The organism is Falsochrobactrum shanghaiense, assembly GCF_003149535.1.
Lineage (GTDB): Bacteria > Pseudomonadota > Alphaproteobacteria > Rhizobiales > Rhizobiaceae > Brucella > Brucella shanghaiense.
Window position 1 is genome coordinate 81,486 of record NZ_QGDB01000006.1, and the last position, 26,004, is coordinate 107,489.

Here is a 26,004-nt window from a genome sequence, read left to right on the forward strand (position 1 = left end):
GCATTAAACAACTATCGGGATTTATTGATATTCACTCGCTTTGCATGCCTCTCGTCCTTTCGTCGTAAGCCGCATCGGGCAAAGGTTAACAGGCCCGGCATTTTGTTCCGCGACCGGATTAATCCTTAACGGGCCTGATTCACCATATGGTGGCGGGCCTCTGTATGAACACTATATATGGGGCGTGAACAAAAGGCGAAGAGACCGGAGTCAGCGATTCGTCGCTGATTCGTTCCAGACTCGTTCCATTTCTTAAAATGCGGGTTTGTTAAAATCCGCAACGACGGCTAAAACACTGGCTGAAACTTAACAAGAGCGCTTCCGGGCGAAGCCATAGAGTGCTATTCGCGTGGTTTCGTATATCGCCTTTGCTCGGGGAATTTTATTATTGGCATGAACCAACTCTCTGCCCAGGATTTACCGCTGATTTTAAGCGGTCGTGACGTTACGGCGGTGTTAGGTCCAACCAATACCGGCAAGACGCATCTGGCTATCGAGCGCATGCTGTCGCATGAAAGCGGCATGATCGGCCTGCCGCTGCGGCTTCTGGCGCGCGAGGTCTATAATCGCGTCGCCGAAAAAGTCGGGAGCGCCAATGTCGCGCTGATCACCGGCGAGGAGAAGATCGCCCCGCCCGGCGCGCGTTTTTCGGTTTGCACGGTGGAAGCGATGCCGCGCCGTACCGACGTTGCTTTTGTCGCCATCGATGAAGTGCAACTGGCGGGCGATCTGGAACGCGGGCATATTTTCACTGATCGCATCCTGCATTTGCGCGGGCGGCAGGAAACCCTGCTGCTGGGCGCTGCAACCATGCGCGGCATTCTCGAAAAGCTGCTGCGCGGCATCAATGTCGTAACGCGGCCGCGCCTGTCGCAACTGACCTATGCGGGGTCGAAGAAGATCACGCGCCTGCCCAATCGTTCGGCAATCGTGGCATTCTCAGCCGATGAGGTCTATGCCATCGCCGAACTGATCCGCCGCCAGCGCGGCGGTGCGGCGGTGGTCATGGGTGCATTGTCGCCGCGCACCCGCAATGCGCAGGTCGAGCTTTATCAATCCGGGGATGTGGATTTTCTGGTTGCCACCGACGCAATCGGTATGGGCCTCAATCTCGATGTCGATCATGTCGCCTTCGCGCAGAACCGCAAATTCGACGGTTATCAGTTTCGCGATCTGACGCCTGCCGAAGTCGGCCAGATCGCGGGCCGGGCCGGACGCCATATGCGCGACGGCACGTTTGGCGTGACCGGGCAGGTCGATCCGTTCGACATTGAACTGGTGGAACGGGTCGAGGGGCATGCATTCGATCCGGTAAAAGTCTTGCAATGGCGCACGGCACGTTTTGATTTTTCGTCGTTTGATGCCTTGCGCCGCTCGCTGGAAACACCCAGTCCCGTCGAAGGGCTTGCCAGGGCCTTGCCCGCCGTCGACCAGCAGGCGCTCGAATATCTGTCGCGGGATGAAAACATCACCCGGCTGGCGACCACGCCGGAGCGGATCGCACTTTTATGGGATGCCTGTGCGCTTCCCGACTATCGCAAGATTGCGCCAGCGCAGCACGCTGATATTATTGCAACCATCTACCAGGATCTGGTGCGCCGGGGGAGCGTTGATGAAGATTATATGAGCAAACAGGTACGTCTCGCCGATAGTACCGAGGGAGAAATTGATGCTCTCTCGCATCGCGTGGCGCAAATTCGAACCTGGACTTTTGTGTCGCACAGGCCCGGATGGCTTGCCGATCCGACACACTGGCAGGAAAAGACGCGCGAAATAGAGGACAGACTGTCCGACGCGCTGCATGAAAGGTTGACGAAACGCTTTGTAGACCGCAGGACAAGCGTGCTTATGAGGCGCCTGAGAGAGAATGCCATGCTTGAAGCAGAAATCAGCCCGACCGGAGATGTGATTGTCGAAGGTCATAATGTCGGGCAACTGGAAGGGTTCCGTTTCACTGCCGATGTTCAGGCCGAAGGGCCGGACGCGAAAGCAGTAAAAGGGGCCGCACAAAAGGCGCTTGCCGCCGAATTCGAACGCCGGGCCGAACGGTTCGCCGCCGCGCCCAACAGCGACTTTGCGCTGGGTTCGGATGGCGTGCTGCGCTGGGTTGGCGCAACCGTCGCAGCACTGGTCGCGGGCGAGGACGTGCTCAAGCCGCGCGCGGTCATTCTGGCCGATGAACAGCTGACGGGACCGGCACGCGACAAGGTTGCCGCCCGTATCGACCGCTTCGTGGCGCATCATATCGAAACGGTCCTCAAACCGCTCACCGATCTTGCCGCTGCCGATGCCCTGACGGGGATGACGCGCGGCCTCGCATTCCAGATCGTGGAAAATCTCGGCATTCTCCAGCGCCGCGACGTGGCGGAGGAAGTGCGCGGACTTGATCAGGATTCGCGCGCGGCCCTGCGCCGTCTTGGCGTGCGCTTCGGCGCCTATCACATTTTCATGCCGATGCTGCTCAAGCCCGCACCGGCAGGCATGATTACGCTGCTCTGGGCCTTGAAGAATGACGGGCGCGAGCGTCCCGGCTATGGCGATGTCGTCAATGTTCTGGCCGCTGGCCGTACATCGGCGGTGATCGATCCCGCATTCGATCCGATGTTCTATCGTCTGGCAGGCTATCGCGTGCTTGGTCGCCGCGCCGTGCGCATCGATATTCTGGAACGGCTTGCGGACCTCCTTCGTCCAGCGCTTGCCTGGCGTCCGGGATCGGGCGCGCGCCCGGAAGGCGCATATATTGGCGGACGTTTCATCGTAACGCCTGCCATGATGTCTATCCTCGGCGCGACTTCCGAAGACATGGAAGAAATCCTCAAGAGCCTTGGCTATCGCCATGAAGAGGCGGCTGCGGAAGAAGTAACGGCCAAGCTTGCAGAACTCGATGCCTTTGCGGCGGAGGCTGCGGCCAAGGAAACCGTCTTCAAAGCGGCAGGTGAGAGCACACCGGCATCTGCCCAAGACGATAAGCCCGCCGTTCCGCCAGCCGAACCGGTGCCTGCACCGGTGGTTCAGGAAAAACCTGCCGAAGAAAAGCCTGTTGAAGCCGCGCCTGCTGCTCAAACGCTTGCAGAGGACAAGCCAGCTTCCGAGACCGGGGAAGAGGCGGCTGCCGAAAAGCCCAAGCCTGTACTTCTCTGGCGTCAGGGTCGTTTTGATGGTCGTAATCAGGGTCAGAACCGGCAGGGTCAGAACCGGCAGCGCCAAAATCGCGATCAGCAGGGAAGGGCTGGCAGTGAAGCCGGAAAGCCGGAAGGCGAAGAGCAGCGCCGCGGCGGCAAGCGTTTTGACAGAAACAAGCGCCCGGACGGTGAGAATCAGGGGCAGGGCCATGGCAAGCGGGACGGCTTCAAGGGCAAGCCGCGCGATGGCGGTGGGCGTGAACGCCAGCCGAAGCGGGAGAATGCGGCTCAGCAGGGCAATAAACGCTTCGAGCAGGAACGTCCCGCCCGCATCGATCCCGATTCGCCATTTGCCAAATTGCTTGCTCTCAAGGAGCAGATGAAGAAGTAAGATGGCGGGCGAAGCGATTGCAAGGCAGCGTATCGACAAGTGGCTGTTCTTTGCACGCGTGGTCAAATCCAGATCGCTGGCGGCGAAACTCGCCGCTGGCGGTAAAGTCCGCGTCAATCGCGACAAGATCGATCAGGCGTCGCATCAGGTGAAGATCGGCGATGTGCTGACCATCGCGCTGGAACGCCGCATCCTCGTCTATAAGATATTGGGAACGGGTGAGCGGCGCGGCCCGGCACCGGAAGCTCAGCTTCTTTACGAGGATATGTCTCCACCGCCCGAGGAGCGGCCCGGCATTGCGAATGCGGCTATACCGCAGCGCGAAAGCGGAGCGGGCCGACCCACCAAAAAAGAGCGCCGCGACACGGATCGCTTGCGGGGAGCGTAGTGATTTTGGAGAGGGCTGGCTGGCGGATGTCGCTTTTTCAGCTGGACGCGATGCCGCAGGGCTGATTGCCGCTGTAACAGAAGTTGCGTCATAAGCCCTTAGAATAAAAGTCTTTTCCGAATGCAGGCGCTACAGGGAAATGCTGTTTCAAACTGCTGCAAGATATTCAGATTGCGGCGATTGGACCCTTGTCACGGGCTGATAAAATCGTTACCTCACCCGTGGTTGTTGCAAGAATATGAGCTGGCCTCGCGATAACGTTTTTGCCGCTGCGGCGGTTCGATCATTTCCTTTGCCTGATCGTGAAACTGAGGCAACCAGCTTGGGATAGAAAAGCCATGTCTTCCGTGCAAGAATGGCAACAGGAGTTGGACAATGACTTATGTCGTGACCGATAATTGCATCCGATGCAAATATACGGACTGCGTCGAAGTCTGTCCGGTGGACTGCTTCTATGAAGGCGAGAACATGCTCGTCATCAATCCGGACGAGTGCATCGATTGCGGCGTCTGCGAGCCGGAGTGCCCCGCTGAAGCCATCAGCCCCGATACGGAACCCGGTCTCGACAAGTGGCTGGAGCTGAACGCCGAATATGCCGTGAAATGGCCGAACATCACCGCCAAGAAGGACGAGATGCCGGAAGCCAAGGAAATGGACGGCGTGCCGGGCAAATTCGAACAGTTCTTCTCGGCGGAGCCGGGCACAGGCGATTAGAACGCCCTCGATATATTTGCCATGGATCGACGCGGCGGGCGATGACAGGCCTGCGCGGCAGAGCCGTGAAATCGCCAAATACGACATAATTGGCAATTTGTTGATTCTTTCGCGAAATTGTGTTAGCTTGCGTTAATAATTTCGGTGACTGGACGTCAATTCGTGGCGCAAATGCGTTAATCTCTGAAAGGCTGCTTCTTTATACTGGGCTTTATGGCACCGGAACGGTCGAGTGCGATTTTCGCGTCCGTTCCTCACCTGTAACTCCCGGTCAACAAGCTTGCGCTTTCCGGAAACGCTTTCAGTTCAAATCCGAACACGACTCCCGCACATCCTGCAAGATGCGCGGTTGGTATCATGTGTCAACCGGCGAATTGCGCCGGGCACAACAGGGAGTATTGAAGCGTATGTCATCCCAGCAGAAGAAATCCTCCGCCCGTCAGGGTTTCAAGACCGGTGAATCCATTGTTTATCCTGCCCACGGCGTTGGCCAGATCGTCGCCATTGAAGAGCAGGAAGTTGCCGGCCATAAGCTTGAGCTTTTTGTAATCGATTTTGAAAAAGACAAGATGCGCCTGAAGGTGCCTGTCGCGAAGGCCGTGAGCATCGGCATGCGTAAGCTGTCGGAGACGGATTATGTCGAGCGCGCGCTCAAGGTCGTGCAGGGCCGCGCCCGCGTCAAGCGCACCATGTGGTCGCGCCGCGCGCAGGAATATGATGCCAAGATCAATTCCGGCGATCTTATCTCGATTTCGGAAGTTGTGCGTGACCTGCATCGTGCTGAAAACCAGCCGGAGCAGTCCTATTCAGAGCGCCAGCTTTATGAAGCAGCGCTTGACCGCATGGCGCGCGAAATCGCAGCCGTAAACAAGCTGTCGGAAACCGAAGCGGTTCGTCTCATCGAAGCCAATCTTGCCAAGGGACCCAAGCGCGGCAAGGCTGATGCGGAAGCCGATGCCGAAGGTGATGTTGAAGGCAGCGAAGTCGAAGCAGCATAAGAAGATCAAGTTCTTCCGAACATTTCCCGCAAAAGCCCGGCTCTGCAAAGAGGCCGGGCTTTTTGTTGATGCGGCTTCCAGCATATGGGCGCGGACAGTCTTGTCATGGCGCTTTTCAACGAAGGAGAATTTAAGCGGCATGATGGAACCGGACGGTTCTTCCCGCGTTCTACTTTCTACCAGTTCGAATACAGGCCATTTCGAACGCGGCTTTGTTTTGGGGCGTTCAACGTATTTCAGGGCGCTTTAGGGCCGGTCTGCAACGATAACCGGCAAATGCGATGGTCATTTGTGGGCGTTGGGAGACTGGCAACACCAGAACCGGGCAATGGAATAGAGCGCCAGAACAGGAGAGCCAGATGAAGCCGTCGTCTACGAGCAGTTCCTCCACCGTTTCGCCAGCCCGCCTAGCCTCGGTTTCCCCTAAATTTCCGGCCCCCGCCGCATCCTCCCAGTCCATGATCCGCAATGCGATGTCCGCGCCTTATCTGGAGCGTGAAGAAGAGCACGCCCTTGCCATCCGCTGGAAGGAATATGAAGATCAGGAAGCGCTTCATCGCATCACCGCGTCGCATATGCGGCTGGTTATTTCGATGGCCGGGCGTTTTCGCAAATTCAAGCTGCCGATGAGCGATCTTATCCAGGAAGGCTATGTCGGGCTTCTGGAGGCGGCGGCACGGTTTGATCCGGAGCGCGGCGTGCGCTTTTCTACTTATGCCTCCTGGTGGATTCGTGCATCCATGCAGGATTACATATTGCGCAACTGGTCCATTGTGCGCGGCGGCACGAGTTCAGTACAGAAGTCGCTGTTTTTCAATCTGCGCCGATTGCGCTCCAAGCTGGCGCAGGAAGACGAAACGATGAGCAAGGCGCAGATCTATCGGGAAATATCCGAGCAATTGGGCGTTTCGCAGAGCGATGTCGAATTCATGGACAGCAGGCTTTCCGGTCCCGACAGTTCGCTGTCCGCTTCGATGAACAACGATGAATCGGGTGTTTCGCGCCGGATGGATTTTCTTGTCGATGACCGTCCCTTGCAGGACGAGGTCGTGGAAAGCGTGATCGACATGGAGCGGCGCGTAAGCTGGCTTCACGTTGCCCTTGATTCCCTCAATGAGCGTGAACTGCACATCATTCGCGAGCGCCGCCTCGATGATGATGGCGTGACATTGGAGGCTTTAGGGCAGAAGCTCGGTATTTCAAAGGAGCGTGTCAGGCAGATCGAAAGCCGGGCCATGGAGAAGCTCAAGCTCGCCTTGCTCGATCAGCATGAACAGGCTGCCTATCAGGCCTAAAGCATGTCGCCCGAAAGTGGGAACCGGTTTCGGGATAACGACATGCTTTACAGCCGTTCCTGTTTGTCGCCTTGAAGGCGGGACGACCAGTCTTCGACTTTGCGGTTTTCGAGGCGGCGCACGGCATATCGTTTCCAGCCATCCGCGAGATGCGGAAGCCGGGCCATCAGGGCAAGCTCGTCATAATTGAGCATATCGACATAAAGCAGATGCCAGAGGCGATGCAGCGTCCATTCGGGCGATAGCCGCTCGATGAGGACCATCGTGTCGCCTGCCTCGACTTCGCCTTCCTCGACAACGCGGTAATACCAGCCGGTGCGCCCGGTCTTCTGGACCCGGATCGCCATGTCGGGCAGATCGAAACGGGCATTGAGTTTCCAGCAGGGCTGGCGACCTTGGGAAACTTCGATAATGGCGCCGCCCAGCCGGAAGCGGTCGCCTATCGCTACATTATGCTCGGTCAATCCGCTGGTGGAGAGATTTTCGCCAAAAGCGCCTGCTGCATCAAGGCGCGGATTATCGCCAATATCCGCGCGCCAGTCGGCATAATGCTCACGCGGGTAGTGATGCAACGCTTTTTCCGGTCCGCCATGGACCCTGCGATCGCCCTGCGCATCGCCGTCAAGTCCTTCGCGCAACACCTTGAGGCGGCCGCTTACCGGCTTTTTGTCGATGCCGCTTGGCGCCTGTCGCGCTCCGAGCGGGGCAATCCCGCCGATGAGCAAGGCTTCGATGCAGACCGCCATTTCAGCCCCCACGCTCATTATTCACTGATCAGCTTGACGCGGTCGCCGACCGAGACGGACGCTCCCGCCGACATGGCGTTGAGCAGACGGAAAAGGTCGAGCTTGCGTGTGGCGCCCTGCATGCGCGCGGCAAGGCTTGCCATCGTGTCGCCCGGCTTCACCGTGACGACGCGGATGCGCAATGGCTTGATCGCGGTGCGCTCAGCTTCAGAAAGCTCGCGGAACGATTGCGTCGCGGTCTGCGTGGCGGGCGCCAAGGCACTGCTTCCCCGAGGGGCTGCGATCAGGAAGCGATAGACCTTGTCGTTCAGGCTGATCACCACAATATCGAACTGCCAGCGGTCGGCACTGGCGCGCGCGGAAGCGGCAGGCAGGCCGTTGATCGTCAGCGTGCGAATAGAGCCTTCTTCAAGCCCCTTTACCCAGCCGGAGCGAATATAATCGGTGAGGTTGGAACCGGCAGGCAAAGCTGCGCCGTCAAAGCGGATTGCGACTTCGCCGGGGCCGCTCGCCATGACGGCATTGGCCGAATTGTCGATGCTGAAGCCAGCGGGCACGCGGAAGGTTATGCCAAGCTTGGGATGAATGAAGGCCTGATCGCGGACGTAGCCTTCGGTGGGCGAATCGCCATAGAGAATGCCGTCTATGCCGTCGAGGAAGGAATCGCGGTCGGCGGAACCGACGCCGGGTGCGCCGACACGGCGGGCATGGCGCAATGCCAGTTCGATGCGCTGCGGTGTTGCCGGATGGCTCGCCAGGAAATCGAGGCTGGCATCGGTTGCGCCCGAAACCGAGCGAAAGCTGTTATAGGCTTCCATGGATTGCAGGAAACGAGCCGAAGCAAAGGGATCATATCCCGCTTCGCCGATCATCTTGATGCCCAGTACGTCGGCTTGCAGTTCCTGATTGCGTGAGAATTGCGCCAGACGCAATTTACCGCGGATGGTCGCCTCGCGGCTTGCGGCCTCGTTATGCAGAACCTCGCTGGCGACGCGCCCGGCAATCGCCGTTTCCGTCTCCTTTTCCTGACGCAGAATGCCGTGATTGGCAACGACATGGCCCATCTCATGGGCGATGACTGCCGCCACTTCCGACGAATCATTGGCAAGCGCGAGAAGGCCGCGCGTTATATAGAGAAAGCCGCCGGGCAGGGCGAAGGCATTGATATTGGGCGAATCAAGGATCGTGATTCGATAGGTCTGATCGGGCTTGTCGGAAACGGTCGTCAGCTTGCCGACGATCTTGGCCACCATGCGTTCGAGTTTGGGATCCTTGTATTCGCCGCCATAGGTCGCAAGGATGCGCGGATGTTGCCGTGCGCCGATCTGCGCCAGGCGGTCGTTGCGCGTGACGTTTTCGACCGTTACCGGGTTGGAGGACGGTTGAAGTCCCAGATCGCTGCTTGAATTGAGCGACTGGCAACCGGAGATCAGCGACACCGCCAGCAAGCCAAGCCCGAGGGCCGGTTTCCGCCAATTGCGCTGCGTCCGAACTGGCAGAAGGTCTGGAAGACGCAGGGAGGCCCGCATGGGGGTCTTTTGACGGAACAGTATTTTATCCTCGCAAATGAAGTGTACCGGGTCGATCTGCCGCAAATCTAGCTACAGATGCGAACGGGTACAAGCGGCAGATCATTGCCGAAGGCGGTTGTTAAAGGTGATTGCGAACAAAATATGTCCGTCATTGTAACTCTATTTCAGATTTAAAACCTGCTCCCCGATATAGCGTCTGAGCGCTTCCGGTCCAGACGGCGAGAGCAATTCGCGCGCCGGACCCTGAGCGCGGATGCTGCCATTGTCGAGAAACAGCAGTTGCGTATCGAGATAAAGCGCGTCTTCAGGTGTATGCGTCACCATCAAAACGCTCATGCCGGTCTCGCTTTGCAACTGTTTGACGAGATCGAGCATCTGATGGCGCAGAGCCGGGCCAAGTGAAGCGAAAGCTTCATCAAGAAGCAATACGGGCCTTTCGCGCACCAGTGCACGGGCAATGGCGACGCGCTGACGCTCGCCGCCCGAAAGCGCTTCGGGCTTGCGTTTTTCCTTGCCTTGCAGCCCGACGCGGGCAAGCGCATTGGCGACAGCCTTATGATCCTGCGCGCTCAGCCTGAGGTTTGGCGCGCGGCCAAGGCCGACATTTTGTTCGACATCGAGATGTGCGAAAAGATTGTTTTCCTGAAACACCATGGAAACGGGGCGGCGGGCGGGAGGAAGCGCGGTAATATCCCGGTTTGCAATGAGAATGCGACCGGCCTGCGGCTCTTCGAACCCGGCGATGAGATTGAGCAGGGTGGATTTTCCCGATCCGCTCGGCCCGACGATTGCGGCAATGGTTCCGCCCGGCACATGCGCATCAAAATGCATTGCCGTTTCGCCATAGCTGAACTGCACGTCTTCAAGATGGATTTCGGCGGCAGGGGAGGTGGTCATGAGGGCCTATTCTTCTGGCTGGCGGCACGATCGGCAATCATCATCAGGCCAAGGCAGAGCAGGCCAAGAATGAGCGCAAGGCCAGCCGCGTCATATGTGCGGTAGCTGCCCATGCGCTGCAACAGCAAATAGGGCAGGGTTTGCAGCGCGTCACTGCCGAAAAGGGCGATTGTGCCCAGATCGCCCAAGGAAAGCGCCATGGCAAAGGCAAAGGCCATGCCGGATGGCCTGCGGATGGATGGCCAGTCGATGATTTTCAGCCGGTTGATCCCATGAATGCCAAGCTGGGCGCAGAGCCGGTCATGGCGTGCTGCCGCCGTATCCCAGGCGGGGCGCAGCAGCCTTACCGCAAAGGGCATGGCCATGGCGGCATTCACGGTTATGACCATGAGAGCGGCCATGGCGAAAGGGTCCGTGAAATGGCGTAACAGCACGAACCAGCCCGCGCCGATGACAATCGGTGGAATGACCAGAATGAGGCTTGAGCCGGTATCGAAGAAGTTTGCCAGTCTGGCGTTTTTCGTTGCGGCACGCGCCATGACAAGCGCAAGCGACAGGAGAAGCGCCAAAAGCGCTGCCGAAAAGCCCAGAACGATGCTGGTGCCGATAGCGTGCCAGACGGCGCGCTCACCCAGGAGCCGGGCCAGATCGGAGGCAAGGCCGGAGATGACGACCCCGGCAATGGGCAGCGCCACATAAAGAAATCCGATCGTGATGACGACGATATTGAAAAGGCGCTCGGACGCCGATGGCTTGCCATAGCGGCGCGCGCTGGTCGCAAGGGTGAAGCCTTCTTCCGAAGGCTTGCCGGTCAGGCGTAAAGCGAGCAGAACCAGCAGGGTCAGCGCCAGTTGCGCGAAGGTGAGGGTCACGGCGCGGGCGGGGTCGAAATCGAAATGCAGGCTCTGGTAGATTGCTACTTCCAGCGTCGTGGCGCGCGGGCCGCCGCCCAGCGTCAGAACCGTGGTAAAGCTCGTAATGCAGAGCATGAAGATGAGGCCCGTCATTCCCGGCAGGTTGCGGCGGATGACCGGCCATTCGATGAGGCGCAAGCGTGCGCGATTATCCATGCCCAATTGGGCGGCAAGCTTGAAGTAATCGGCGGGAATCGTTTCGTAGGACGCAAGAATGAGCCGCACGGCCAGCGGCATATTGAAGAAGACATGGGCGATGAGAATGCCCGTAATGCCGTAAATGTCGGGCTGCAACGGATAGGAGGTCAATTGCGAAATCTGGGCGATAAAACCGTTGCGCCCGTAAATGCTGGTGACGCCCAAAACCGCAACGAGCGCAGGCAGGGCCAGAGGCAGGGCAAAAAGGCGCAGGATGAAAGCGCGACCGGGAAATCGTGGCTGCGAATAGAGCGCGCGGGCGACGGGAACTGCAAACAGAACCGATAGCAGGCTCGATGCGATGGCCTGCAAGACCGTGAAGCGCGCGACCCGCAGCAGATAGGCATCGATATGGATTTGCGCTCCAAAACCACTCGCTTCCAGAGCAAGCGCAAGAAGCGCGCCGCCGGTGAGCACTGCAAGAAACAGCAATGCCAGCATTCCCGCGACGGGCTTCATCGCGGGTGCATGGTTGAAGCGGTTTTGTGCGTGTGAATGGCTCATTTGCTCGTGGCAGCAAGCCATTCATCGATCCATGCCCTGCGGTTTTTCGCAACCTCATCAGGCGGCAGGAGCAGTGTTTTTTCAGGTTTTGCCAATTGGTCGAAAGCAGCGGGAAGCGGATTTGACGTCTTGCCCGCCGGATACATCCAGTTTGTTTCAGGGATTACATCCTGAAAACCCGGCCCGGTCATGAAGGCAAGGAATTTCTGTGCCAGCGGGTTTTTTGCGCCTGTCGTCGTCTGGGCTGCCAGTTCTATCTGGAGATAATTGCCTTCCGGATAGGCCAGCGCCTTATAGCGCTGCGTATCTTCCGCGATCATGTGATAGGCGGGGGAAGTGGTATAGGAAAGCACCATCGGCGCTTCGCCCTTGGTGAAAAGCCCATAGGCTTCGGACCAGCCCGGCGTGACGGTGAGAATGCGCTTTTGAAGCTTTTCCCAGGCCTGCCCCGCCTGATCGCCATAGACCGCTTTCATCCAGAGCAGGATTCCAAGCCCCGGCGTCGATGTGCGCGGGTCTTGTATGACGATCTTCTGCGAAGGGTCGCCTTCCACCAGTTCCTTGAGGCTTTGCGGCGGACGGGCAAGCTTTTCGGAATCATAGACCACGGCGAAATAACCGTAATCATAGGGCACGAAAATATCATCCCTGAAATCGCCGGGAATGCTGATATTGGACTGGTCGATGAGGCTGGGCGCGAAATAGCCGGTCGCGCGCGCCTCGCTCGTCAGATTGGTGTCCAGCCCCAGCACGATGTCGGCCTTGGTATTGCCGCCTTCGAGCTTGAGGCGATTGAGAAGGGCGACGCCATCGGCGGAAGCGACCCATTGCAGCTCGCAATCGCATTCCTTCTCGAAATTTTCCTTGATTTTGGGGCCGGGGCCCCAGTCGGCGACGAAACTGTCATAGGTATAGATCGTAAGCGTGTCTTTTGCCTGCGCCGCAGGAGCGAGAATGACAGCCGCCGAAAAGGCGAGCAAAGATAAAAGCCGCATAGGGGCACTTTCCTTTTCAAGTTCGAGAGGATCGAGCGCCGCTATCATTGTATCGGGCAGCATCTAATCCCTCCGCCGGTGCAAACCGGATCAGGTTCAGCGGGTTGGCCGGAGTGCGGCCTCTCAGCCATTGCGATTGCGAATGGCACCCCGTTAGAGCAAATATGACAATAGTGCTTTCGTACCCGAAGGGCAAGGGAGGGCGCGCGTGGGCAAAACCGGGCTTCCGGCTGCGATTTGGTCGTGTTATGAGCAGCTTATGAGCACATTCGTCATTTTGCTGGGCGGCGATCTCGTCGTCACCGACCGCCTGAAGCGCCAGATTTCCGATGCGCGGGTTTTTGCTGCCGACAGCGGCATGCGTCATGCGCAAATGCTTGGCGTCGAGCCGGAACTGTGGCTGGGCGATTTCGACTCGACATCGGAAGACCTGCACAGGCAATACGCCCATATACCGAAAAAGACCTTTCCGCGCGCCAAGGACAAGACCGATGGGGAACTGGCGCTGGATGAGGCTTTCGAGCGCGGAGCAACGAAAGTCGTTCTTTGCGGAGCCTTTGGCGGATCGCGCGTCGATCACACATTGCTGCATCTGACGATGGCGAGCGCGCAGGCGGCCAGAGGCCGCAATATCATGCTCACAAGCGGAACGGAGGAGGCGTGGCCCCTTGTGGCCGGAAGCCATCAGTTTGATTTCGGGCAGGAAACAATTTTCAGCGTTGTCAACTTCAGTACTGTTGAAGGGCTTTCAATCACGAACGCGCAATGGCCGTTAGATAATGTGACCCTTCCTTTCGGCTCTTCATGGACGGTTTCCAATATAGCCTATGGAACTCTTGGCGTTACCATGCGTTCTGGTCTTGCAATACTTGTCGCTAACTTCGAGTTGGCGGCGTCCGCCGAGGGGCGCTAACCTTAAAATCTGAAAAGGCTTGACGCTTGCAAGCAAAATGTATTGTAAATGATTCAAGCGGGTATCATCTGCTTTACGCCGAAATTGGGGACGCAAAGTCGGTGATTGTGTCAATTCTTGAAGGAGATTGTTTCATGAAGTCACGTCTTTCCATGATTGCAATTGTCGGCGTGTTTGCGTTCTCGATGGCTGCATGCACGACCTCGGAAAAGCGTACCGCTGGTTATGGTGTCGGCGGTGCGGCTCTTGGCGCGCTGGCTGGCGGCGCTATCACGGGTAGCGGCCGCGGTGCGTTGGCCGGTGCTGCCATTGGCGGTGCTGCCGGTACGCTGGTGGGTGCTGCACAGACGCGCAACGGCGTGCAATATTGCCGTTATCGCGACAATTATGGCCGTATCTACGAAGCTCCATGTAACTGATCAGCAGTTGCAGGCTGCCGGATGCAGCAAGGTTCAAGGAAGGCCGGGGCAACCCGGCCTTTTCCTTTTTGAGCGGTTCCATTTGACAGAACGGCTTTTGTCCCCGACAAGCAGGGCGCAAATTTCAACGGCATTTTTCAAAGAGAACCATGGCACCTCCCCTTCTTCGTCTCGATCAGGTAAAACTCACCTTTGGCGGCACACCGCTTCTGGAAGAGGCCGCGCTTTCCGTCAGCGAAGGTGATCGGATCGCGCTGGTCGGCCGCAACGGCTCGGGCAAGTCCACCCTGCTCAAGATTGCCGCCGACATGGTGGAGCCGACTTCGGGTGAAGTGTTCAAACATCCCGGCGCGACGATCCGCTATTTGCCGCAGGCGCCCGATCTGGATGGATTTGCCAATGTGCGCGCCTATGTCGAAGCGGGGCTTGGTCCGGCGGATGATCCGCATCGCGTGACCTATCTGCTCGAACATCTGGGGCTGACGGGGGAAGAAAAGCCGGACCATCTCTCAGGCGGGGAGGCGCGCCGCGCAGCACTTGCAAGGGTGATCGCGCCGCAGCCCGATGTGCTGCTGCTGGACGAGCCGACCAACCATCTCGATCTCAACACCATCGAATGGCTGGAAGACGAGTTGCGGCAGATACGTTCGGCAATCGTGCTGATTTCCCACGACCGCCGTTTTCTCGAAAATGTCAGCCGTTCGACGGTATGGCTCGACCGTGGCATTACGCGCCGTCTGGAGCAGGGCTTTGCGCATTTCGAGGAATGGCGTGACAAGGTTCTCGAAGAAGAGGAACGCGATCTGCACAAGCTGGGTCGTCAGATCGCGCGCGAGGAACATTGGCTGCGCTATGGCGTGACCGCGCGCCGCAAGCGCAATATGCGCCGACTGGGCGAGTTGCACACGATGCGCGCCGAGTTTCGCAATCATCGCAAGGCGCAGGGCAATGCCGTGCTTGCCGCAAGCGATTCAAAGGAATCGGGCAAGCTGGTGATCGAAGCCAAGGGGCTTAACAAGGCCTATGGCGAGCGGGTTCTGGTCAAGGACTTTTCGACCCGCATCCAGCGCGGCGACCGTATCGGTCTGGTGGGGCCGAACGGGGCGGGAAAAACGACACTTCTGTCGCTTCTCACCGGAAAGCTGGAACCCGATTCCGGCACGTTGCGGCTTGGCGTCAATCTGGAAATGGCCGAACTCGACCAGAAGCGCGAGAGCCTCAATCTTGATGACACTCTGGCGCATTATCTGACCGATGGTCGTGGCGAAAGCCTCATCGTCAATGGCGAACAGCGTCATGTCGTTTCCTATATGAAGGACTTTCTGTTCCAGCCCGAACAGATACGGACACCGATCCGCGAACTTTCGGGCGGCGAAAGAGCACGGCTGATGCTTGCCCGCGTGCTGGCGCGGCCTGCCAATCTGCTGATTCTCGACGAACCGACCAATGATCTCGATATGGAAACGCTCGATCTGTTGCAGGAACTGGTCGCGGGCTTTCCCGGCACGGTCATTCTGGTCAGCCATGACCGCGATTTTCTTGACCGCACCGTCACTTCGGTCATTGCCCCGGAAGGGGATGGTAACTGGCTCGAATATGCGGGCGGCTATGCCGATATGATGGCGCAGCGCAAGGAACAGGCTTTGGCGCGGCGCAATGTGAAGACGGCTTCACGCAGCGATGACAAAGGCGCAGAGGCTGCACAGCCAAAGCGCGAGGAGAAGCGCAAGCTTTCCTACAAGCAGAAATTCGCGCTTGAAACACTGCCGGGCAAAATGGACGTGCTGGGCAAGGAAATCGCTATGCTTGAAGGCAAGCTTGCCGATCCGCAGCTTTACACCAAGGACCCGGCCCTGTTTGCGAAGACCGCTGATCTTCTGGAAAAGAAGCGCGCTGAGCATTCGGCCATGGAAGAAGAATGGCTGGAGCTGGAAATGCTGCGCGAGGAACTGGAAGGGTAAGGTTTACCCTTCCATCCATTGTCAGTTGCTGGCTTGGTTGAGACGCGCGATGGCGTCGTCATCGAGCTTCAGCCGGGCGGCGTCGATCAATTCGCCAAGCTGGGCGGAACTGGTCGCGCTGGCAATCGGCGCCGTGATCGCCGGATGGGCGATCAGCCATGCAATGGCGATCTGGGCGGGCGTGGCATTATTGGCCTGCGCCACTTCATCAAGTGCCGCGAGAATGCGCAAGCCGCGATCGGTGAGATATTTTTCCACCGAACTGCCGCGCGCACTCTGGCCAAGATCGTCCTTTGAGCGGTATTTGCCGGTAAGGAACCCGGCGGCGAGCGAATAATAGGGAATGACGCCCAAGCCGTTATCGCGGCAGATGGCCTCAAGCCCGTTTTCAAAATCGGCGCGATCATAGAGATTATAAAGCGGCTGCAAGCTTTCATAGCGCGGCAGGTTATGCTTTTTTGCGGTATCGAGCGCTTCCGACAGGCGTTCCGGCGTCAGGTTGGAACAACCGATGGCGCGCACCTTGCCTGCTTCGATCAGTTCCTTATAGGTGCCGAGCACATCCTCGAAAGGGGTTTCGGGGTCGTCCCAATGGGACTGGTAGAGATCGATATAGTCGGTTTGCAACCGTTTGAGGGAGGCATCGACGGCCTTGCGGATATAGGCCGGAGACAGGCCCTTTTCTCCCGGCCCCATTTCCGAGCCGACCTTGGTGGCGATGACGACCTTATGGCGCAGGCCGCGGGATTTGAGCCAGTTGCCGATGATGGTTTCGGATTCGCCGCCGATATTGCCGGGCGCCCAGGAGGAATAGGCGTCGGCTGTGTCGATGAAATTCAGCCCTGCATCGACGAAACGGTCGAGCAGCGAAAAAGATGTCGCTTCATCGACCGTCCATCCGAATACATTGCCGCCAAAACACAGCGGCGAGACCTCAAGTCCGGTCTGTCCGAGCTTTCTTGATTCCATGGATTCAATTCCTTCCCTGGAATGCAAATCCTCATGGATTCGCAGGGTTGTGATTCTGCGAAGAGAAAGGCCCTTGAAATCAGCTCATGCCAAGTGCGTCCATATAAAGCTGGAGCATGGCTTCCTCTTCCTGACGCTCATGATCTTCTTTCTTACGCAAACGAATAATGGTCCTTACGACCTTGCTGTCAAATCCTGAACCCTTCAATTCCGCGTAAACTTCCTTGATGTCGTCGCCGATGGTCTTCTTTTCCTCTTCGAGACGCTCGATGCGTTCGATGAAGGCACGTAACTGGCCAACGGCAATGGTCTGGGCTTCGCTGGTAATATCGTCGCTCACGGGTTTCTCCAATACAAGTCGATGATGAATGCGCGGATGCATCCAGTTAGAGGAATAAGAGGGCGGTCGAAAGGAGGAAAGATTTGTCCTGCGGGTCGCAGGCAAAATTTAGGGTTTTTGATGCCAACACCCTGTGGATAGCGGGTAAAGCTGTTCAGATGACAGGGCCTGTGCGCGAGCCGAAATGGCGGATTTCATGAATCTCCGGTTGTGCATTGATGGATTCGAGCATGGGCGCGAGGCGTTCCGCCCATTGTCCGGCCCCGCTTTTTTCCGCGATGAGATCCTGGCGCACTTCGATCAGCACATGGGCGTAGCCATTGGCGGTTGCATGGCGATACATCGCATCATTGCGCAGGGCGCCATCATAAGGCTCGTTATCGCCGACGATGAGATCAGGATTTTCCCGCAGCATGGAAAGAAGCGGCGTTACGGCGCGCGGATCGCTATCCCACAACAGGCCGATATGCCACGGGCGGGCCCGGCCTTTCCAGTGCGGCGTAAACGAATGGATGGAGACGATGAAAGGGGCCTTGCCGCTCGTGGAAGCCACCCGGGCGCTCTGGCGGGCGACCGCATCATGATAGGGGCGGTAAAAATGCTTCAGGCGGGTTTCGCGTTCATGCGCGGATAAAGGATAATTGCCGGAAATCACCGCCCCGTCCGACAATTGCATGATGAGGGTGGGATCGTCCTCGCCCCGATTGGGGTCGATCAGGAGGCGGGAAAACCCGCCCATGACCGCCGGGGCATTCAGGCGCAGAGCCAGTTGCCGCGTCAGTTCTTCCACGCCGATGTCATAGGCGATATGGCGGTCGAACTGGCTTTGCGCCAGACCCAGCGAGCCATATTCGGAAGGGACGTCACGCCGCGCATGATCTGCCGTCAGCAGCAGGCCGACGCTGAAATCACCATCGATCAGGTGGGCAGGCGAGAATGGCATGAAGTGATTTACCCCGGTTATTTCGAGACTAAAGCATGACGCCCGAAAGTGGGAACCGGTTTCGGGATGACGACATGCATTAAAACAACAACTTAAAGCGCATCCCGAAAAGTGTGAAACGGTTTTCGGAAAAGATGCGCGTTAAAACAACAACTGAAAGCGCAAGGAGCGAATCTGAAAGATCGCGACACGCTTTATGCGGCCAAAGAACGTGCAGAGGCCAGATCTGTCATGAGAAAACCCCGATTGCAACGATCATTCTTGTATCTACGTCCCGCTTCTCGGTGGGATTGCGTTGACATCAAAGGCGAAACTGCCGAAAAGAGAGCGACCGAAAGAGGATTTCCCTGGTGAGACACAAGCGATTGCGGGCTGAAGGAGTTCGGCGAATGCGACTTCCACTGTTTCTTGGTTTGTTTGCCAGTGCGCTGGTAGCTGCAATGGGCATGACATCCACGGAAGCGCGGGCCGATTTCAGGGTATGCAACTCCACGCAAAACCTCGTCGGCGTCGCTATCGGCTACCGGGCGAAGGCTGGCTGGGTGACCGAAGGCTGGTGGCACATCGACGGCTCGACCTGCAAGACGCTGATCGAAGGCCCACTCACCTCCCGCTATTATTATCTCTATGCCGAAGATTCCCAAAGCGGCGGACGCTGGGAAGGCAAGGTCAATATGTGCGTAGCGGAAAAGGAATTCCGCATCACAGGCGTGCAGGATTGCTTTGCACGCGGCTTTCAACGCAACGGCTTTCAGGAGTATGACACCGGCGAGCAATCGAGCTGGATGGTGCAGCTCACCGATGAAGCGCCGTTGGACAACCCCACAGTTACAGGAACGAACAGTCAATGAAGCGCAACCGCAAGGTCAAGATTCTCGCAACGCTGGGTCCGGCGTCAGGCGAAGAAGCTATCATCGCCGAGCTCTTTGAAGCCGGGGCCGATGTCTTCCGCATCAATATGAGCCATGCGGATCATGATCTGATGCGCACGCTCGTCAAACGTATCCGCAGCGTGGAAAAGAAGCTTGGCCGCCCCATTGGTATTCTTGCCGACCTGCAAGGCCCAAAGCTGCGCGTTGGCAAATTCAGGGATGGCAAGGTCGAACTCGTTCCCGGCCAGACCTTCACGCTGGACGACAATGATGCACCGGGCGACGAAAATCGCGTTTTCCTGCCGCATCCTGAAATTCTCGAAGCCGTGCAGCCGGGACATCGCCTGCTGATCGATGATGGCAGGCTGCATCTGGTCGCAGAAGCCTGCGACGGCAAGTCGATCCGCTGCAAGGTGATTTCGGGCACCCGGATTTCCGACCGCAAGGGTGTGAGCCTGCCGGACACGACGCTGGGCGTCGGTGCGCTGACCGAGAAGGATCATCGTGACCTTGAAGCCGTGCTGAAGGAAGAAATCGACTGGGTGGCGCTATCCTTCATCCAGCGCCCCGAAGATCTGGCCGAAGTGCGCAAAATCTCGCGCGGCAAGGTCGGACTGATGTCGAAAATCGAAAAGCCGCAGGCGGTGACAAGGCTTGACGAGATCATCGAGCTTTCGGACGCAATCATGGTTGCGCGCGGAGATCTCGGTGTCGAGATGCCGCTTGAAAGCGTTCCGGGCATCCAGAAGCAGATCACCCGCAAGGCGCGCCGTGCCGGCAAGCCGGTGGTGGTTGCAACGCAGATGCTCGAATCGATGATTACCGCGCCGGTGCCGACGCGCGCAGAAGTGTCGGACGTGGCAACCGCCGTCTTCGAAGGGGCGGATGCGGTCATGCTTTCCGCCGAATCCGCTTCCGGTCAATATCCGGTGGAAGCGGTTGCCACCATGAACCGTATTGCCGAGAAGGTGGAGCGGGAGCCGACCTATTCGAGCATCATCGACGCACAGCGCGCCATTCCGGAGCCGACGGGCGCGGATGCGATTTCGCTGGCTGCGCGGCAGATTGCCGAAACGCTGCGGCTGTCGGCGATCGTCACCTACACCGCTTCCGGCACGACTGGGCTGCGGGCTGCGCGCGAGCGTCCAAGCACGCCGATCATCGCGCTGTCTCCGGTGGTCGATACCGCACGCAGGCTTTCCCTCGTATGGGGTCTGCATTGCGTGGTGACCCATGATGCTGAAGAACTGGAAGGCATGGTCGATCATGCCTGCCAGATCGCCTACAAGGAAAAATTCGCAAAAGCGGGCGACCGTATCATCATTACGGCAGGGGTGCCGTTCGGCACGCCCGGCGCAACCAACATGCTGCGCATCGCCTATATCGGGGCGGATGGCCAATCGGCCATCTGACCGGTTCCCCTTGCGGGCAACATGCTCTAAGTAAAAACGCGCCTCTTCGGGGCGCGTTTTGGTTTGCAAATCACGCAAGGATCAGGTGCGGGTGTCGGTCAGTTCTTCGGTGAGGTCGATATAGTTTTTTTGTGCGTCGCGCATCATCGGGTTGATGGTCAGCGCCTTCTCATAGGCTTTCATGGCCTGTTCCTTGAGGCCGCGCGCGCGCAGGATCGCGGCCATGCCGCTCAGCGCGCCATAGTGGCGGGGTTCAAGCTCCAGCGTACGATAAATGTCATGCATGGCATGGGCGTAATCATTGCGCAGAAAATGCACGGTCGCGCGCCGGTTCCATGCCTCGGCATAGTCCGGGTCAAGTGCTATGGCTTCGTTGAGGAAATCGAGCGCCGAGGCGTAACGGCGTTCAAGCATGGCGGCATTGGCCCATTGCACCAGCAGATCAACGGTGGCGCTGCCCGATTGTGACCATATACGATTGATCTGGATCGTGATGCGACGCGCCTTGGCTTCGTTGCTTGCGCGGCGAAGATCGGCAAAGAGCTTGTCGAGGCGATCTTCCTGTGTCTGCGCTTGGGGTGCCGCAGGAGCCGTCCGGGCGGGCTTTTGCTCGCTGTCAGGGCCAATCTGCACGGGGAGGAGAGGCGCTATGAGCGCAGAGGACGCCGGTGCGGGGGGCGGCCTGGTTTCTGCATGTGCAGGCATGTCGAGAGACAGGCCTGTTCCCATAATGGCGGCAAGCGCTATCGGATGCAAATATGCAAAAACGTTCCGCATACGCATAATGTCGATCATGCGTAGCGAAACGTCAAATGCAAAATGCGAAATAAGATCAGCCCTGACGAGCCTTGAAGCGCGGGGCAGTCTTGTTGATGAGGTAAACGCGGCCCTTGCGGCGGACGAGCTGGCAGTCGCGATGACGGGCCTTGAGCGCCTTGAGCGAGTTCTTGATCTTCATGTCAATCACCGGTCTGGTTGGCCCATCGACAAGCATGCCGCCGGGCGTCATAAAAACAGGCGCCCGAAGCGCCAATTGGTTACAGACACGGATATGTGCCTGAAGGGTTGGCCGAAATACACAAGAATCCGGCCTTATGTCAACTCCCGCATGACAGATTCACAGGCGCGGGCGCTGAAAAACTTGCCCCAAGCGCAAGCTTTTCGCAAAATATGCGGATTCATCACGCTTGATGCGGGCTGCGCGGTCTGATCCGGGTCACATGACCCATCTTGCGGCCCGGTCGTGCTTCCTTTTTACCGTAAAGCTGGAGGACGGCATCGGGTTCGGACAGAATCGCCGGCACGCTCTTTACATCGTCGCCGATGAGATTCTGCATGATGCAGTCAGAATGACGGTTCGTATTGCCCAAAGGCAGGCCGGCGACCGCACGTATATGCTGCTCGAACTGCGAGATGGCGCAGGCCGCTTCCGTCCAGTGGCCGGAATTATGCACGCGCGGTGCAAATTCATTGGCAAGCAGGGTTCCGTCTTCAAGCACGAAGAATTCGAGGCCGAGCACGCCGACATAATCGAGCGCATGCAGGAGTTTCTCTGCGGCGCTGCGGGCCGCTTGCGCGGTCTGCGCGGAGATTGTGGCGGGAACCGTCGAAGTTGCGAGAATTCCGTCCCGATGCACGTTTTCGGCAATGTCGAAAATCGCCACATTGCCGATGCGGTCGCGCGCGGCAATGACGGAGACTTCACGCTCGAACGCGACAAGGCCCTCAAGAATGGCAGGGGCGTGGTTTATGGCTTCAAGCGCGCTTCTTGCCTGCGCCTCATCGAGAGAGTCGAGGCGGACCTGTCCCTTGCCGTCATAGCCGAGGCGGCGGGTCTTGAGGATGCCGCGCCCGCCGAGCGCTCCAAGGGCTGCAATGAGGGATTCCTCATCGTCGACCAGACGCCATGGCGCGGTCTCGATGCCGCTTTCATTGAGAAACTGTTTTTCGGTAAAGCGGTCCTGCGAGATTTCAAGGGCTGCGGGCGGCGGCAGGACGAGCGCCGTCTGTGCCAGGCTGTCGGCAGCATGGACCGGCACGTTTTCGAATTCATAGGTGATGACATCACAAGCCGACGCCAGTTTTGCCAAGGCTTCCGCGTCGTCATAGGCGGCGATGATCTGGCTATTTGCCGTCTGTGCCGCAGGGCAATCCGTTTGCGGTTCCAGAATCACGGTTTTATAGCCAAGGCGTGCTGCGGCCATGGCGAGCATGCGGCCCAGCTGGCCGCCGCCGATTATGCCAATGGTGGAGCCGGGTTGCAGCGCGTTCTTATCCATATCAGACCTCATCGGATGGGCGTTCCGCCACGCTTTCGGTTTGGGCTTTGCGCCACTCGTCCAGCCGGTCGGCGAGGGCCTCGTCATGAAGGGCGAGAACGGCTGCGGCAAGCAGAGCGGCGTTGACGGCGCCAGCGCGACCAATCGCCAATGTTCCGACCGGAATTCCGGCTGGCATCTGCACGATGGACAAAAGCGAATCCTGTCCTGACAAGGCCTTCGATTGCACCGGCACGCCGAAAACCGGCAGTGGCGTCATTGCCGCCGTCATGCCGGGGAGATGGGCCGCGCCGCCTGCACCGGCAATCACCACGCTGAAGCCTTCAGCCTTGGCTCCCTTGGCAAAATCGACAAGGCGATCGGGGGTGCGATGCGCTGAAACGATGCGCGCATCATAGGTAATTTGCAGCGCATCCAGTGTTTCCGCTGCATGGCGCATGGTTTCCCAGTCGGACTGGCTGCCCATGATAATGGCGACATCTGCATTGGCGCTCATTGATTTCCCTTATGGCGTTGTGAATGAAAAACAAAGCCGGGCAAGGCCCGGCTGCGAGAAAATGTGGTCGGCAGTTCAGGCGATGATGTCGGGTATCACCAGATCTTCCATTTCCTGAAGCTTGTCCTTGACGGCCAGTTTTTTCTTCTTCATCCGCTGGATTCGCAATTGATCGCAGCCGGTCGCCATCATGGCGTTGATGGCTGCATCGAAATCCGCATGTTCCTGTTTCAGACGTGCTACGGCCAATCTGATTTCGGCCTGTTCCTGATCGGACATGCGGCTTGCCCCATTGGTTCAAAATGATGTTACAGGCCCCGCCGCCAAATGGCTGGCTATGGCGTTTGAACGCCTGCTGGCGAAGCCCTTATCACATTTTTCGAGTTTGGAAAATGCTACCACATCAAATTCGACTTTCCACCAAACTCGTGCCAAACTGTCATGGTTCTGTCATGAATGGTGGTCGCCACGCCTTCCATGTCATGGCGGCTGCAAAGCGGATGAGGCGTTGTGGTTGCGCTGCATCGGTTCATCCGATGGGAAATCAATCAAAGGAGAAATGATGATGGCTATCGAGTCCCATCTTGCCACGCTCGAAAAAAAGCACGGCGCGCTGGAACAGGAAATCTCCGAAGCTATTGCGTCACCGGCAATGGATAACCTTCATGTTGCATCTCTCAAACGCAGGAAGCTGGCTCTCAAGGAGCAGATTGAAAAATTGAAATCCCAAGTCACTCGCCATTAAAAACAAAGCCTGACATCAGACTTTTGCGGGTCCGCAAGCAGGCAGCAATGCTTCAACCTTCTGGACCTTTGCTCTTGTAAGCGAAGATATTTCATTGGCGGCTGGGACACGGCCGCCAAATAATTGATTTCAGCACTATTCTGGAATTCCCCTGTTCAAAGGGAACCGTCACACTCATCCGCACTTAAAGCGTGTCGCGATCTTTCAGATCCGCTCCTTACGCTTTTGTTGTTTTAACGCGCATCTTTTCCGAAAACCGGTTCCCACTTTTCGGGATGCGCTTTAAGTTGTTGTTTTAACGCATGTCGTTATCCCGAAACCGGTTCCCACTTTCGGGCGACATGCTTTAGTTATCCGGCTCCGCCCTTGGGTCCAGCTTCATGACTTCGGGCGTTGCGCTGCGGCTTGCCGGCATGCTTTTGAAATTGTCTTTTTCCTCTTTCGAGGGGGCCGCGCGCTGGCGATAGCGGAACAAGGCATAGCCGGCGATCGATATATGGGCGAGGGCCGTTATCGCAAAAAGTGCGGATGGCCAGAAAATACCCATGAAGGCCGCGCCGAGCAGGGGGCCGAGCATGGTTCCAAAACCGTATAGTAGCAGCAGGCCGCTCGATACTTTCACGAAGCTTTCCGAAGAGGCGTGGTCATTTGCATGGGCGACGGCGACCGGATAAAGCGCGTAGGCCAGTGCGCCATAGCAGCCGGTCATCATGATGATGACCGTTCCATCGGAAGGCCCGATGATGAAGGCGAGAAGCCCGACAAGGGCTGCGAGCGAGGCCACGCCTGCAAGCACGAAACGGCGATCGACCAGATCGGAAATGCGCCCGACGGGGATTTGCATGAGCGCCCCTGCGGCAATGGTGACGCTGACCATCAGGGCGATTTCGACGGTTGAGATGCCCGATTGCGCGCCGAAGACTGCGCCAAGCGTTCCCCATGCGCCATTGGCTATGCCGATCAATATGCAGCCGACGAAGGCTGCGGGCGAATTGCGATAGAGCGCTTTGAGATCAAGCTGCACTTCCGTAAGCGGCCTGGGGCTGACTGCGGTGGAAATAGCGGTGGGAATGAGGGCAAGACAGAAGAAAATGCCGGTGATCATGAACAGATGGTCTGTATGGATGTCTCCGGTGGCAACGAGCATCTGCCCGCTCATCGTCGCTCCGTAATTGACCATCATATAGAGGCCGAAAATCCTGCCGCGCGATTCGTTGGTGGCGCGCTCATTGAGCCAGCTTTCGATGACCATGAATGCGCCCGCCATGGAAAAGCCGGTGAAGGCACGCAGGACGATCCAGGCCGTCGCATCGATATAGATGCCCGACAGCAATGCGATGATGGCGGCTGAGGCGGCAAAGCAGCCAAAGGCGCGCACATGGCCGACCCGGCGCACGAGGCGGGGTGCGAAAACGCATCCGGCGACGAAACCGCCTGCCCAGGTCGTGCCGAGCAGGCCCAGCGACGCCACGGAAAAACCTTCGATGCCGCCGCGTAACGGCAGCAGAAGCCCATGCAGGCCCGAAGCGATCAGAAGAAAAGCAGTTCCGCAAAGGAGGGCGAGAACCTGAATGTAAATGCGCAAGTGAAACTTCCCGGAATTATAGATGCAGCGTCAGTGGAATTATCTTAACGAAAAAGAGCCTCTGCTGCTGCCCGACTGTCGCCTTTTTTCAGCTTTTCCACCTTCAGCCGCTCGATCTCGGATTGAAGGACGGCGATATGCTGATCGATCTCGGCAAGAGAGAGCAAAGACAATTCTTCTTCGCTCAGGATCAAGCTGCGGCGTGGCTTCATTATGTCATCGTCATCTAAACCGCTCATGAGCCTCCTCCAAAGCCAATGCGCGCGCCTAAAGCAGCCAGGCGCCGATAAAAGATTTAACACCTTGAATCTTCGCATATATATTTGCGAAAATCGATGAAGATTTCCCTCATTCCCGCTGAAGCCCTTTCAGGCGG

The 26,004-nt window shown here is 57.9% G+C and carries 26 protein-coding genes and 1 riboswitch; of the genes, 11 read left to right on the forward strand and 15 right to left on the reverse strand.

Translation table 11 applies throughout. The annotated features are described in order from the left end of the window. Positions 1-393: 393 nt before the first annotated feature. The 5 genes from DKP76_RS15110 (at position 394) to DKP76_RS15135 (ending at position 6,908) form a co-directional block, all read left to right on the forward strand. Positions 394-3,513, forward strand: a complete 3,120-nt coding sequence (locus DKP76_RS15110; protein ID WP_109707631.1) for a helicase-related protein — start codon at positions 394-396, stop codon at positions 3,511-3,513. Between the two features lies 1 nt (position 3,514). Continuing rightward, positions 3,515-3,901 (forward strand): RNA-binding S4 domain-containing protein, encoded by a 387-nt coding sequence (locus DKP76_RS15115; protein WP_109707632.1) that lies wholly within the window; start codon positions 3,515-3,517, stop codon positions 3,899-3,901. Between the two features lie 375 nt (positions 3,902-4,276). Next, positions 4,277-4,615 (forward strand): ferredoxin FdxA, encoded by a 339-nt coding sequence (gene fdxA, locus DKP76_RS15120; RefSeq protein ID WP_109707633.1) that lies wholly within the window; start codon positions 4,277-4,279, stop codon positions 4,613-4,615. 407 nt (positions 4,616-5,022) lie between these two features. Continuing rightward, the gene (locus tag DKP76_RS15125; RefSeq protein ID WP_109707634.1) at positions 5,023-5,613 is read left to right on the forward strand and encodes a CarD family transcriptional regulator; all 591 of its coding nucleotides are present in this window, start codon (positions 5,023-5,025) and stop codon (positions 5,611-5,613) included. Positions 5,614-5,972: 359 nt separating this feature from the next. Beyond that, positions 5,973-6,908, forward strand: a complete 936-nt coding sequence (locus DKP76_RS15135; protein WP_109707636.1) for an RNA polymerase factor sigma-32 — start codon at positions 5,973-5,975, stop codon at positions 6,906-6,908. A gap of 47 nt (positions 6,909-6,955) precedes the next feature. Here DKP76_RS15135 and DKP76_RS15140 read toward each other — a convergent pair whose 3' ends face one another. The 5 genes from DKP76_RS15140 to thiB all read right to left on the reverse strand — a co-directional run bounded on the left by DKP76_RS15140 (position 6,956) and on the right by thiB (position 12,694). After that, the gene (locus DKP76_RS15140; RefSeq protein ID WP_109707736.1) at positions 6,956-7,654 is read right to left on the reverse strand and encodes an MOSC domain-containing protein; all 699 of its coding nucleotides are present in this window, start codon (positions 7,652-7,654) and stop codon (positions 6,956-6,958) included. A gap of 17 nt (positions 7,655-7,671) precedes the next feature. Next, entirely contained in the window at positions 7,672-9,153 is a 1,482-nt protein-coding gene (gene cdlP, locus DKP76_RS15145; RefSeq protein ID WP_199224824.1) for a cell division protease CdlP, read from the reverse strand. A gap of 192 nt (positions 9,154-9,345) precedes the next feature. Continuing rightward, on the reverse strand, positions 9,346-10,083 hold the full coding sequence (thiQ, locus tag DKP76_RS15150) for a thiamine ABC transporter ATP-binding protein (protein ID WP_109707638.1): 738 nt from the start codon (positions 10,081-10,083) through the stop codon (positions 9,346-9,348). Continuing rightward, the gene (gene thiP, locus DKP76_RS15155; RefSeq protein WP_425349410.1) at positions 10,080-11,720 is read right to left on the reverse strand and encodes a thiamine/thiamine pyrophosphate ABC transporter permease ThiP; all 1,641 of its coding nucleotides are present in this window, start codon (positions 11,718-11,720) and stop codon (positions 10,080-10,082) included. Before thiP ends, thiQ begins: the two co-directional genes overlap by 4 nt. Then, positions 11,696-12,694: a thiamine ABC transporter substrate binding subunit gene (gene thiB, locus DKP76_RS15160; RefSeq protein ID WP_109707737.1), complete on the reverse strand. Its 999-nt coding sequence runs from the start codon at positions 12,692-12,694 to the stop codon at positions 11,696-11,698. Before thiB ends, thiP begins: the two co-directional genes overlap by 25 nt. A gap of 50 nt (positions 12,695-12,744) precedes the next feature. Then, positions 12,745-12,857: riboswitch (TPP riboswitch) on the reverse strand. A 96-nt stretch (positions 12,858-12,953) separates the two neighbouring features. Between thiB and DKP76_RS15165 the strand changes: the two genes are divergently transcribed. The 3 genes from DKP76_RS15165 to DKP76_RS15175 all read left to right on the forward strand — a co-directional run bounded on the left by DKP76_RS15165 (position 12,954) and on the right by DKP76_RS15175 (position 15,987). Then, positions 12,954-13,607 (forward strand): thiamine diphosphokinase, encoded by a 654-nt coding sequence (locus DKP76_RS15165; protein WP_109707640.1) that lies wholly within the window; start codon positions 12,954-12,956, stop codon positions 13,605-13,607. 134 nt (positions 13,608-13,741) lie between these two features. Further along, the gene (locus tag DKP76_RS15170) at positions 13,742-14,026 is read left to right on the forward strand and encodes a glycine zipper domain-containing protein (RefSeq protein WP_109707641.1); all 285 of its coding nucleotides are present in this window, start codon (positions 13,742-13,744) and stop codon (positions 14,024-14,026) included. A 149-nt stretch (positions 14,027-14,175) separates the two neighbouring features. Beyond that, on the forward strand, positions 14,176-15,987 hold the full coding sequence (locus DKP76_RS15175; protein ID WP_109707642.1) for an ABC-F family ATP-binding cassette domain-containing protein: 1,812 nt from the start codon (positions 14,176-14,178) through the stop codon (positions 15,985-15,987). 21 nt (positions 15,988-16,008) lie between these two features. Here DKP76_RS15175 and DKP76_RS15180 read toward each other — a convergent pair whose 3' ends face one another. From DKP76_RS15180 to DKP76_RS15190, 3 genes are all read right to left on the reverse strand, one after another. After that, complete coding sequence (locus DKP76_RS15180; protein ID WP_109707643.1) at positions 16,009-16,956, reverse strand: aldo/keto reductase; 948 nt, start codon at positions 16,954-16,956, stop codon at positions 16,009-16,011. A gap of 79 nt (positions 16,957-17,035) precedes the next feature. Continuing rightward, on the reverse strand, positions 17,036-17,296 hold the full coding sequence (locus DKP76_RS15185; RefSeq protein ID WP_002964837.1) for a DUF2312 domain-containing protein: 261 nt from the start codon (positions 17,294-17,296) through the stop codon (positions 17,036-17,038). 154 nt (positions 17,297-17,450) lie between these two features. Then, positions 17,451-18,239: an N-formylglutamate amidohydrolase gene (locus DKP76_RS15190; protein ID WP_109707644.1), complete on the reverse strand. Its 789-nt coding sequence runs from the start codon at positions 18,237-18,239 to the stop codon at positions 17,451-17,453. A gap of 389 nt (positions 18,240-18,628) precedes the next feature. On the opposite strand from DKP76_RS15190, the gene DKP76_RS15200 reads away from it, so the two are divergent. Together DKP76_RS15200 and pyk are read left to right on the forward strand one after the other, a co-directional pair. Then, a complete protein-coding gene (locus DKP76_RS15200) occupies positions 18,629-19,090 on the forward strand; it encodes a DUF1036 domain-containing protein (protein ID WP_109707646.1) in 462 nt (153 codons plus the stop codon). Continuing rightward, entirely contained in the window at positions 19,087-20,523 is a 1,437-nt protein-coding gene (gene pyk / locus DKP76_RS15205; protein WP_109707647.1) for a pyruvate kinase, read from the forward strand. Before DKP76_RS15200 ends, pyk begins: the two co-directional genes overlap by 4 nt. Positions 20,524-20,604: 81 nt before the next feature. On the opposite strand, the gene DKP76_RS19855 is transcribed toward pyk, so the two are convergent. From DKP76_RS19855 to DKP76_RS15230, 5 genes are all read right to left on the reverse strand, one after another. Then, on the reverse strand, positions 20,605-21,318 hold the full coding sequence (locus tag DKP76_RS19855) for a tetratricopeptide repeat protein (RefSeq protein WP_109707648.1): 714 nt from the start codon (positions 21,316-21,318) through the stop codon (positions 20,605-20,607). A gap of 37 nt (positions 21,319-21,355) precedes the next feature. After that, the gene (ykgO, locus tag DKP76_RS15215; protein WP_019172358.1) at positions 21,356-21,481 is read right to left on the reverse strand and encodes a type B 50S ribosomal protein L36; all 126 of its coding nucleotides are present in this window, start codon (positions 21,479-21,481) and stop codon (positions 21,356-21,358) included. A gap of 223 nt (positions 21,482-21,704) precedes the next feature. Next, a complete protein-coding gene (locus DKP76_RS15220; RefSeq protein ID WP_109707649.1) occupies positions 21,705-22,802 on the reverse strand; it encodes a 5-(carboxyamino)imidazole ribonucleotide synthase in 1,098 nt (365 codons plus the stop codon). Position 22,803: 1 nt separating this feature from the next. Next, positions 22,804-23,298: a 5-(carboxyamino)imidazole ribonucleotide mutase gene (gene purE, locus DKP76_RS15225; RefSeq protein WP_109707650.1), complete on the reverse strand. Its 495-nt coding sequence runs from the start codon at positions 23,296-23,298 to the stop codon at positions 22,804-22,806. A gap of 75 nt (positions 23,299-23,373) precedes the next feature. Then, the gene (locus DKP76_RS15230) at positions 23,374-23,577 is read right to left on the reverse strand and encodes a YdcH family protein (RefSeq protein ID WP_109707651.1); all 204 of its coding nucleotides are present in this window, start codon (positions 23,575-23,577) and stop codon (positions 23,374-23,376) included. A gap of 283 nt (positions 23,578-23,860) precedes the next feature. Here DKP76_RS15230 and DKP76_RS15235 point away from each other — a divergent pair, with 283 nt between their 5' ends. Further along, positions 23,861-24,043 (forward strand): YdcH family protein, encoded by a 183-nt coding sequence (locus DKP76_RS15235; RefSeq protein ID WP_199224825.1) that lies wholly within the window; start codon positions 23,861-23,863, stop codon positions 24,041-24,043. A 346-nt stretch (positions 24,044-24,389) separates the two neighbouring features. Here DKP76_RS15235 and DKP76_RS15240 read toward each other — a convergent pair whose 3' ends face one another. Together DKP76_RS15240 and DKP76_RS15245 are read right to left on the reverse strand one after the other, a co-directional pair. Further along, positions 24,390-25,628, reverse strand: a complete 1,239-nt coding sequence (locus DKP76_RS15240) for an MFS transporter (RefSeq protein ID WP_109707652.1) — start codon at positions 25,626-25,628, stop codon at positions 24,390-24,392. A 44-nt stretch (positions 25,629-25,672) separates the two neighbouring features. Beyond that, the gene (locus tag DKP76_RS15245) at positions 25,673-25,867 is read right to left on the reverse strand and encodes a DUF1192 family protein (protein ID WP_109707653.1); all 195 of its coding nucleotides are present in this window, start codon (positions 25,865-25,867) and stop codon (positions 25,673-25,675) included. Positions 25,868-26,004: the final 137 nt, after the last annotated feature.

Bases quoted from the DNA above. Each gene is read 5' to 3' on its own strand.
- DKP76_RS15110 (WP_109707631.1), top strand. From the start codon at position 394: ATGAACCAACTCTCTGCCCAGGATTTACCGCTGATTTTAAGCGGTCGT.
- DKP76_RS15115 (WP_109707632.1), top strand. From the start codon at position 3,515: ATGGCGGGCGAAGCGATTGCAAGGCAGCGTATCGACAAGTGGCTGTTC.
- fdxA (WP_109707633.1), top strand. From the start codon at position 4,277: ATGACTTATGTCGTGACCGATAATTGCATCCGATGCAAATATACGGAC.
- DKP76_RS15125 (WP_109707634.1), top strand. From the start codon at position 5,023: ATGTCATCCCAGCAGAAGAAATCCTCCGCCCGTCAGGGTTTCAAGACC.
- DKP76_RS15135 (WP_109707636.1), top strand. From the start codon at position 5,973: ATGAAGCCGTCGTCTACGAGCAGTTCCTCCACCGTTTCGCCAGCCCGC.
- DKP76_RS15140 (WP_109707736.1), bottom strand. From the start codon at position 7,654: ATGGCGGTCTGCATCGAAGCCTTGCTCATCGGCGGGATTGCCCCGCTC.
- thiQ (WP_109707638.1), bottom strand. From the start codon at position 10,083: ATGACCACCTCCCCTGCCGCCGAAATCCATCTTGAAGACGTGCAGTTC.
- thiP (WP_425349410.1), bottom strand. From the start codon at position 11,720: ATGGCTTGCTGCCACGAGCAAATGAGCCATTCACACGCACAAAACCGC.
- thiB (WP_109707737.1), bottom strand. From the start codon at position 12,694: ATGCGGCTTTTATCTTTGCTCGCCTTTTCGGCGGCTGTCATTCTCGCT.
- DKP76_RS15165 (WP_109707640.1), top strand. From the start codon at position 12,954: ATGAGCACATTCGTCATTTTGCTGGGCGGCGATCTCGTCGTCACCGAC.
- DKP76_RS15170 (WP_109707641.1), top strand. From the start codon at position 13,742: ATGAAGTCACGTCTTTCCATGATTGCAATTGTCGGCGTGTTTGCGTTC.
- DKP76_RS15175 (WP_109707642.1), top strand. From the start codon at position 14,176: ATGGCACCTCCCCTTCTTCGTCTCGATCAGGTAAAACTCACCTTTGGC.
- DKP76_RS15180 (WP_109707643.1), bottom strand. From the start codon at position 16,956: ATGGAATCAAGAAAGCTCGGACAGACCGGACTTGAGGTCTCGCCGCTG.
- DKP76_RS15190 (WP_109707644.1), bottom strand. From the start codon at position 18,239: ATGCCATTCTCGCCTGCCCACCTGATCGATGGTGATTTCAGCGTCGGC.
- DKP76_RS15200 (WP_109707646.1), top strand. From the start codon at position 18,629: ATGCGACTTCCACTGTTTCTTGGTTTGTTTGCCAGTGCGCTGGTAGCT.
- pyk (WP_109707647.1), top strand. From the start codon at position 19,087: ATGAAGCGCAACCGCAAGGTCAAGATTCTCGCAACGCTGGGTCCGGCG.
- DKP76_RS19855 (WP_109707648.1), bottom strand. From the start codon at position 21,318: ATGATCGACATTATGCGTATGCGGAACGTTTTTGCATATTTGCATCCG.
- ykgO (WP_019172358.1), bottom strand. From the start codon at position 21,481: ATGAAGATCAAGAACTCGCTCAAGGCGCTCAAGGCCCGTCATCGCGAC.
- DKP76_RS15220 (WP_109707649.1), bottom strand. From the start codon at position 22,802: ATGGATAAGAACGCGCTGCAACCCGGCTCCACCATTGGCATAATCGGC.
- purE (WP_109707650.1), bottom strand. From the start codon at position 23,298: ATGAGCGCCAATGCAGATGTCGCCATTATCATGGGCAGCCAGTCCGAC.
- DKP76_RS15230 (WP_109707651.1), bottom strand. From the start codon at position 23,577: ATGTCCGATCAGGAACAGGCCGAAATCAGATTGGCCGTAGCACGTCTG.
- DKP76_RS15235 (WP_199224825.1), top strand. From the start codon at position 23,861: ATGATGGCTATCGAGTCCCATCTTGCCACGCTCGAAAAAAAGCACGGC.
- DKP76_RS15245 (WP_109707653.1), bottom strand. From the start codon at position 25,867: ATGAGCGGTTTAGATGACGATGACATAATGAAGCCACGCCGCAGCTTG.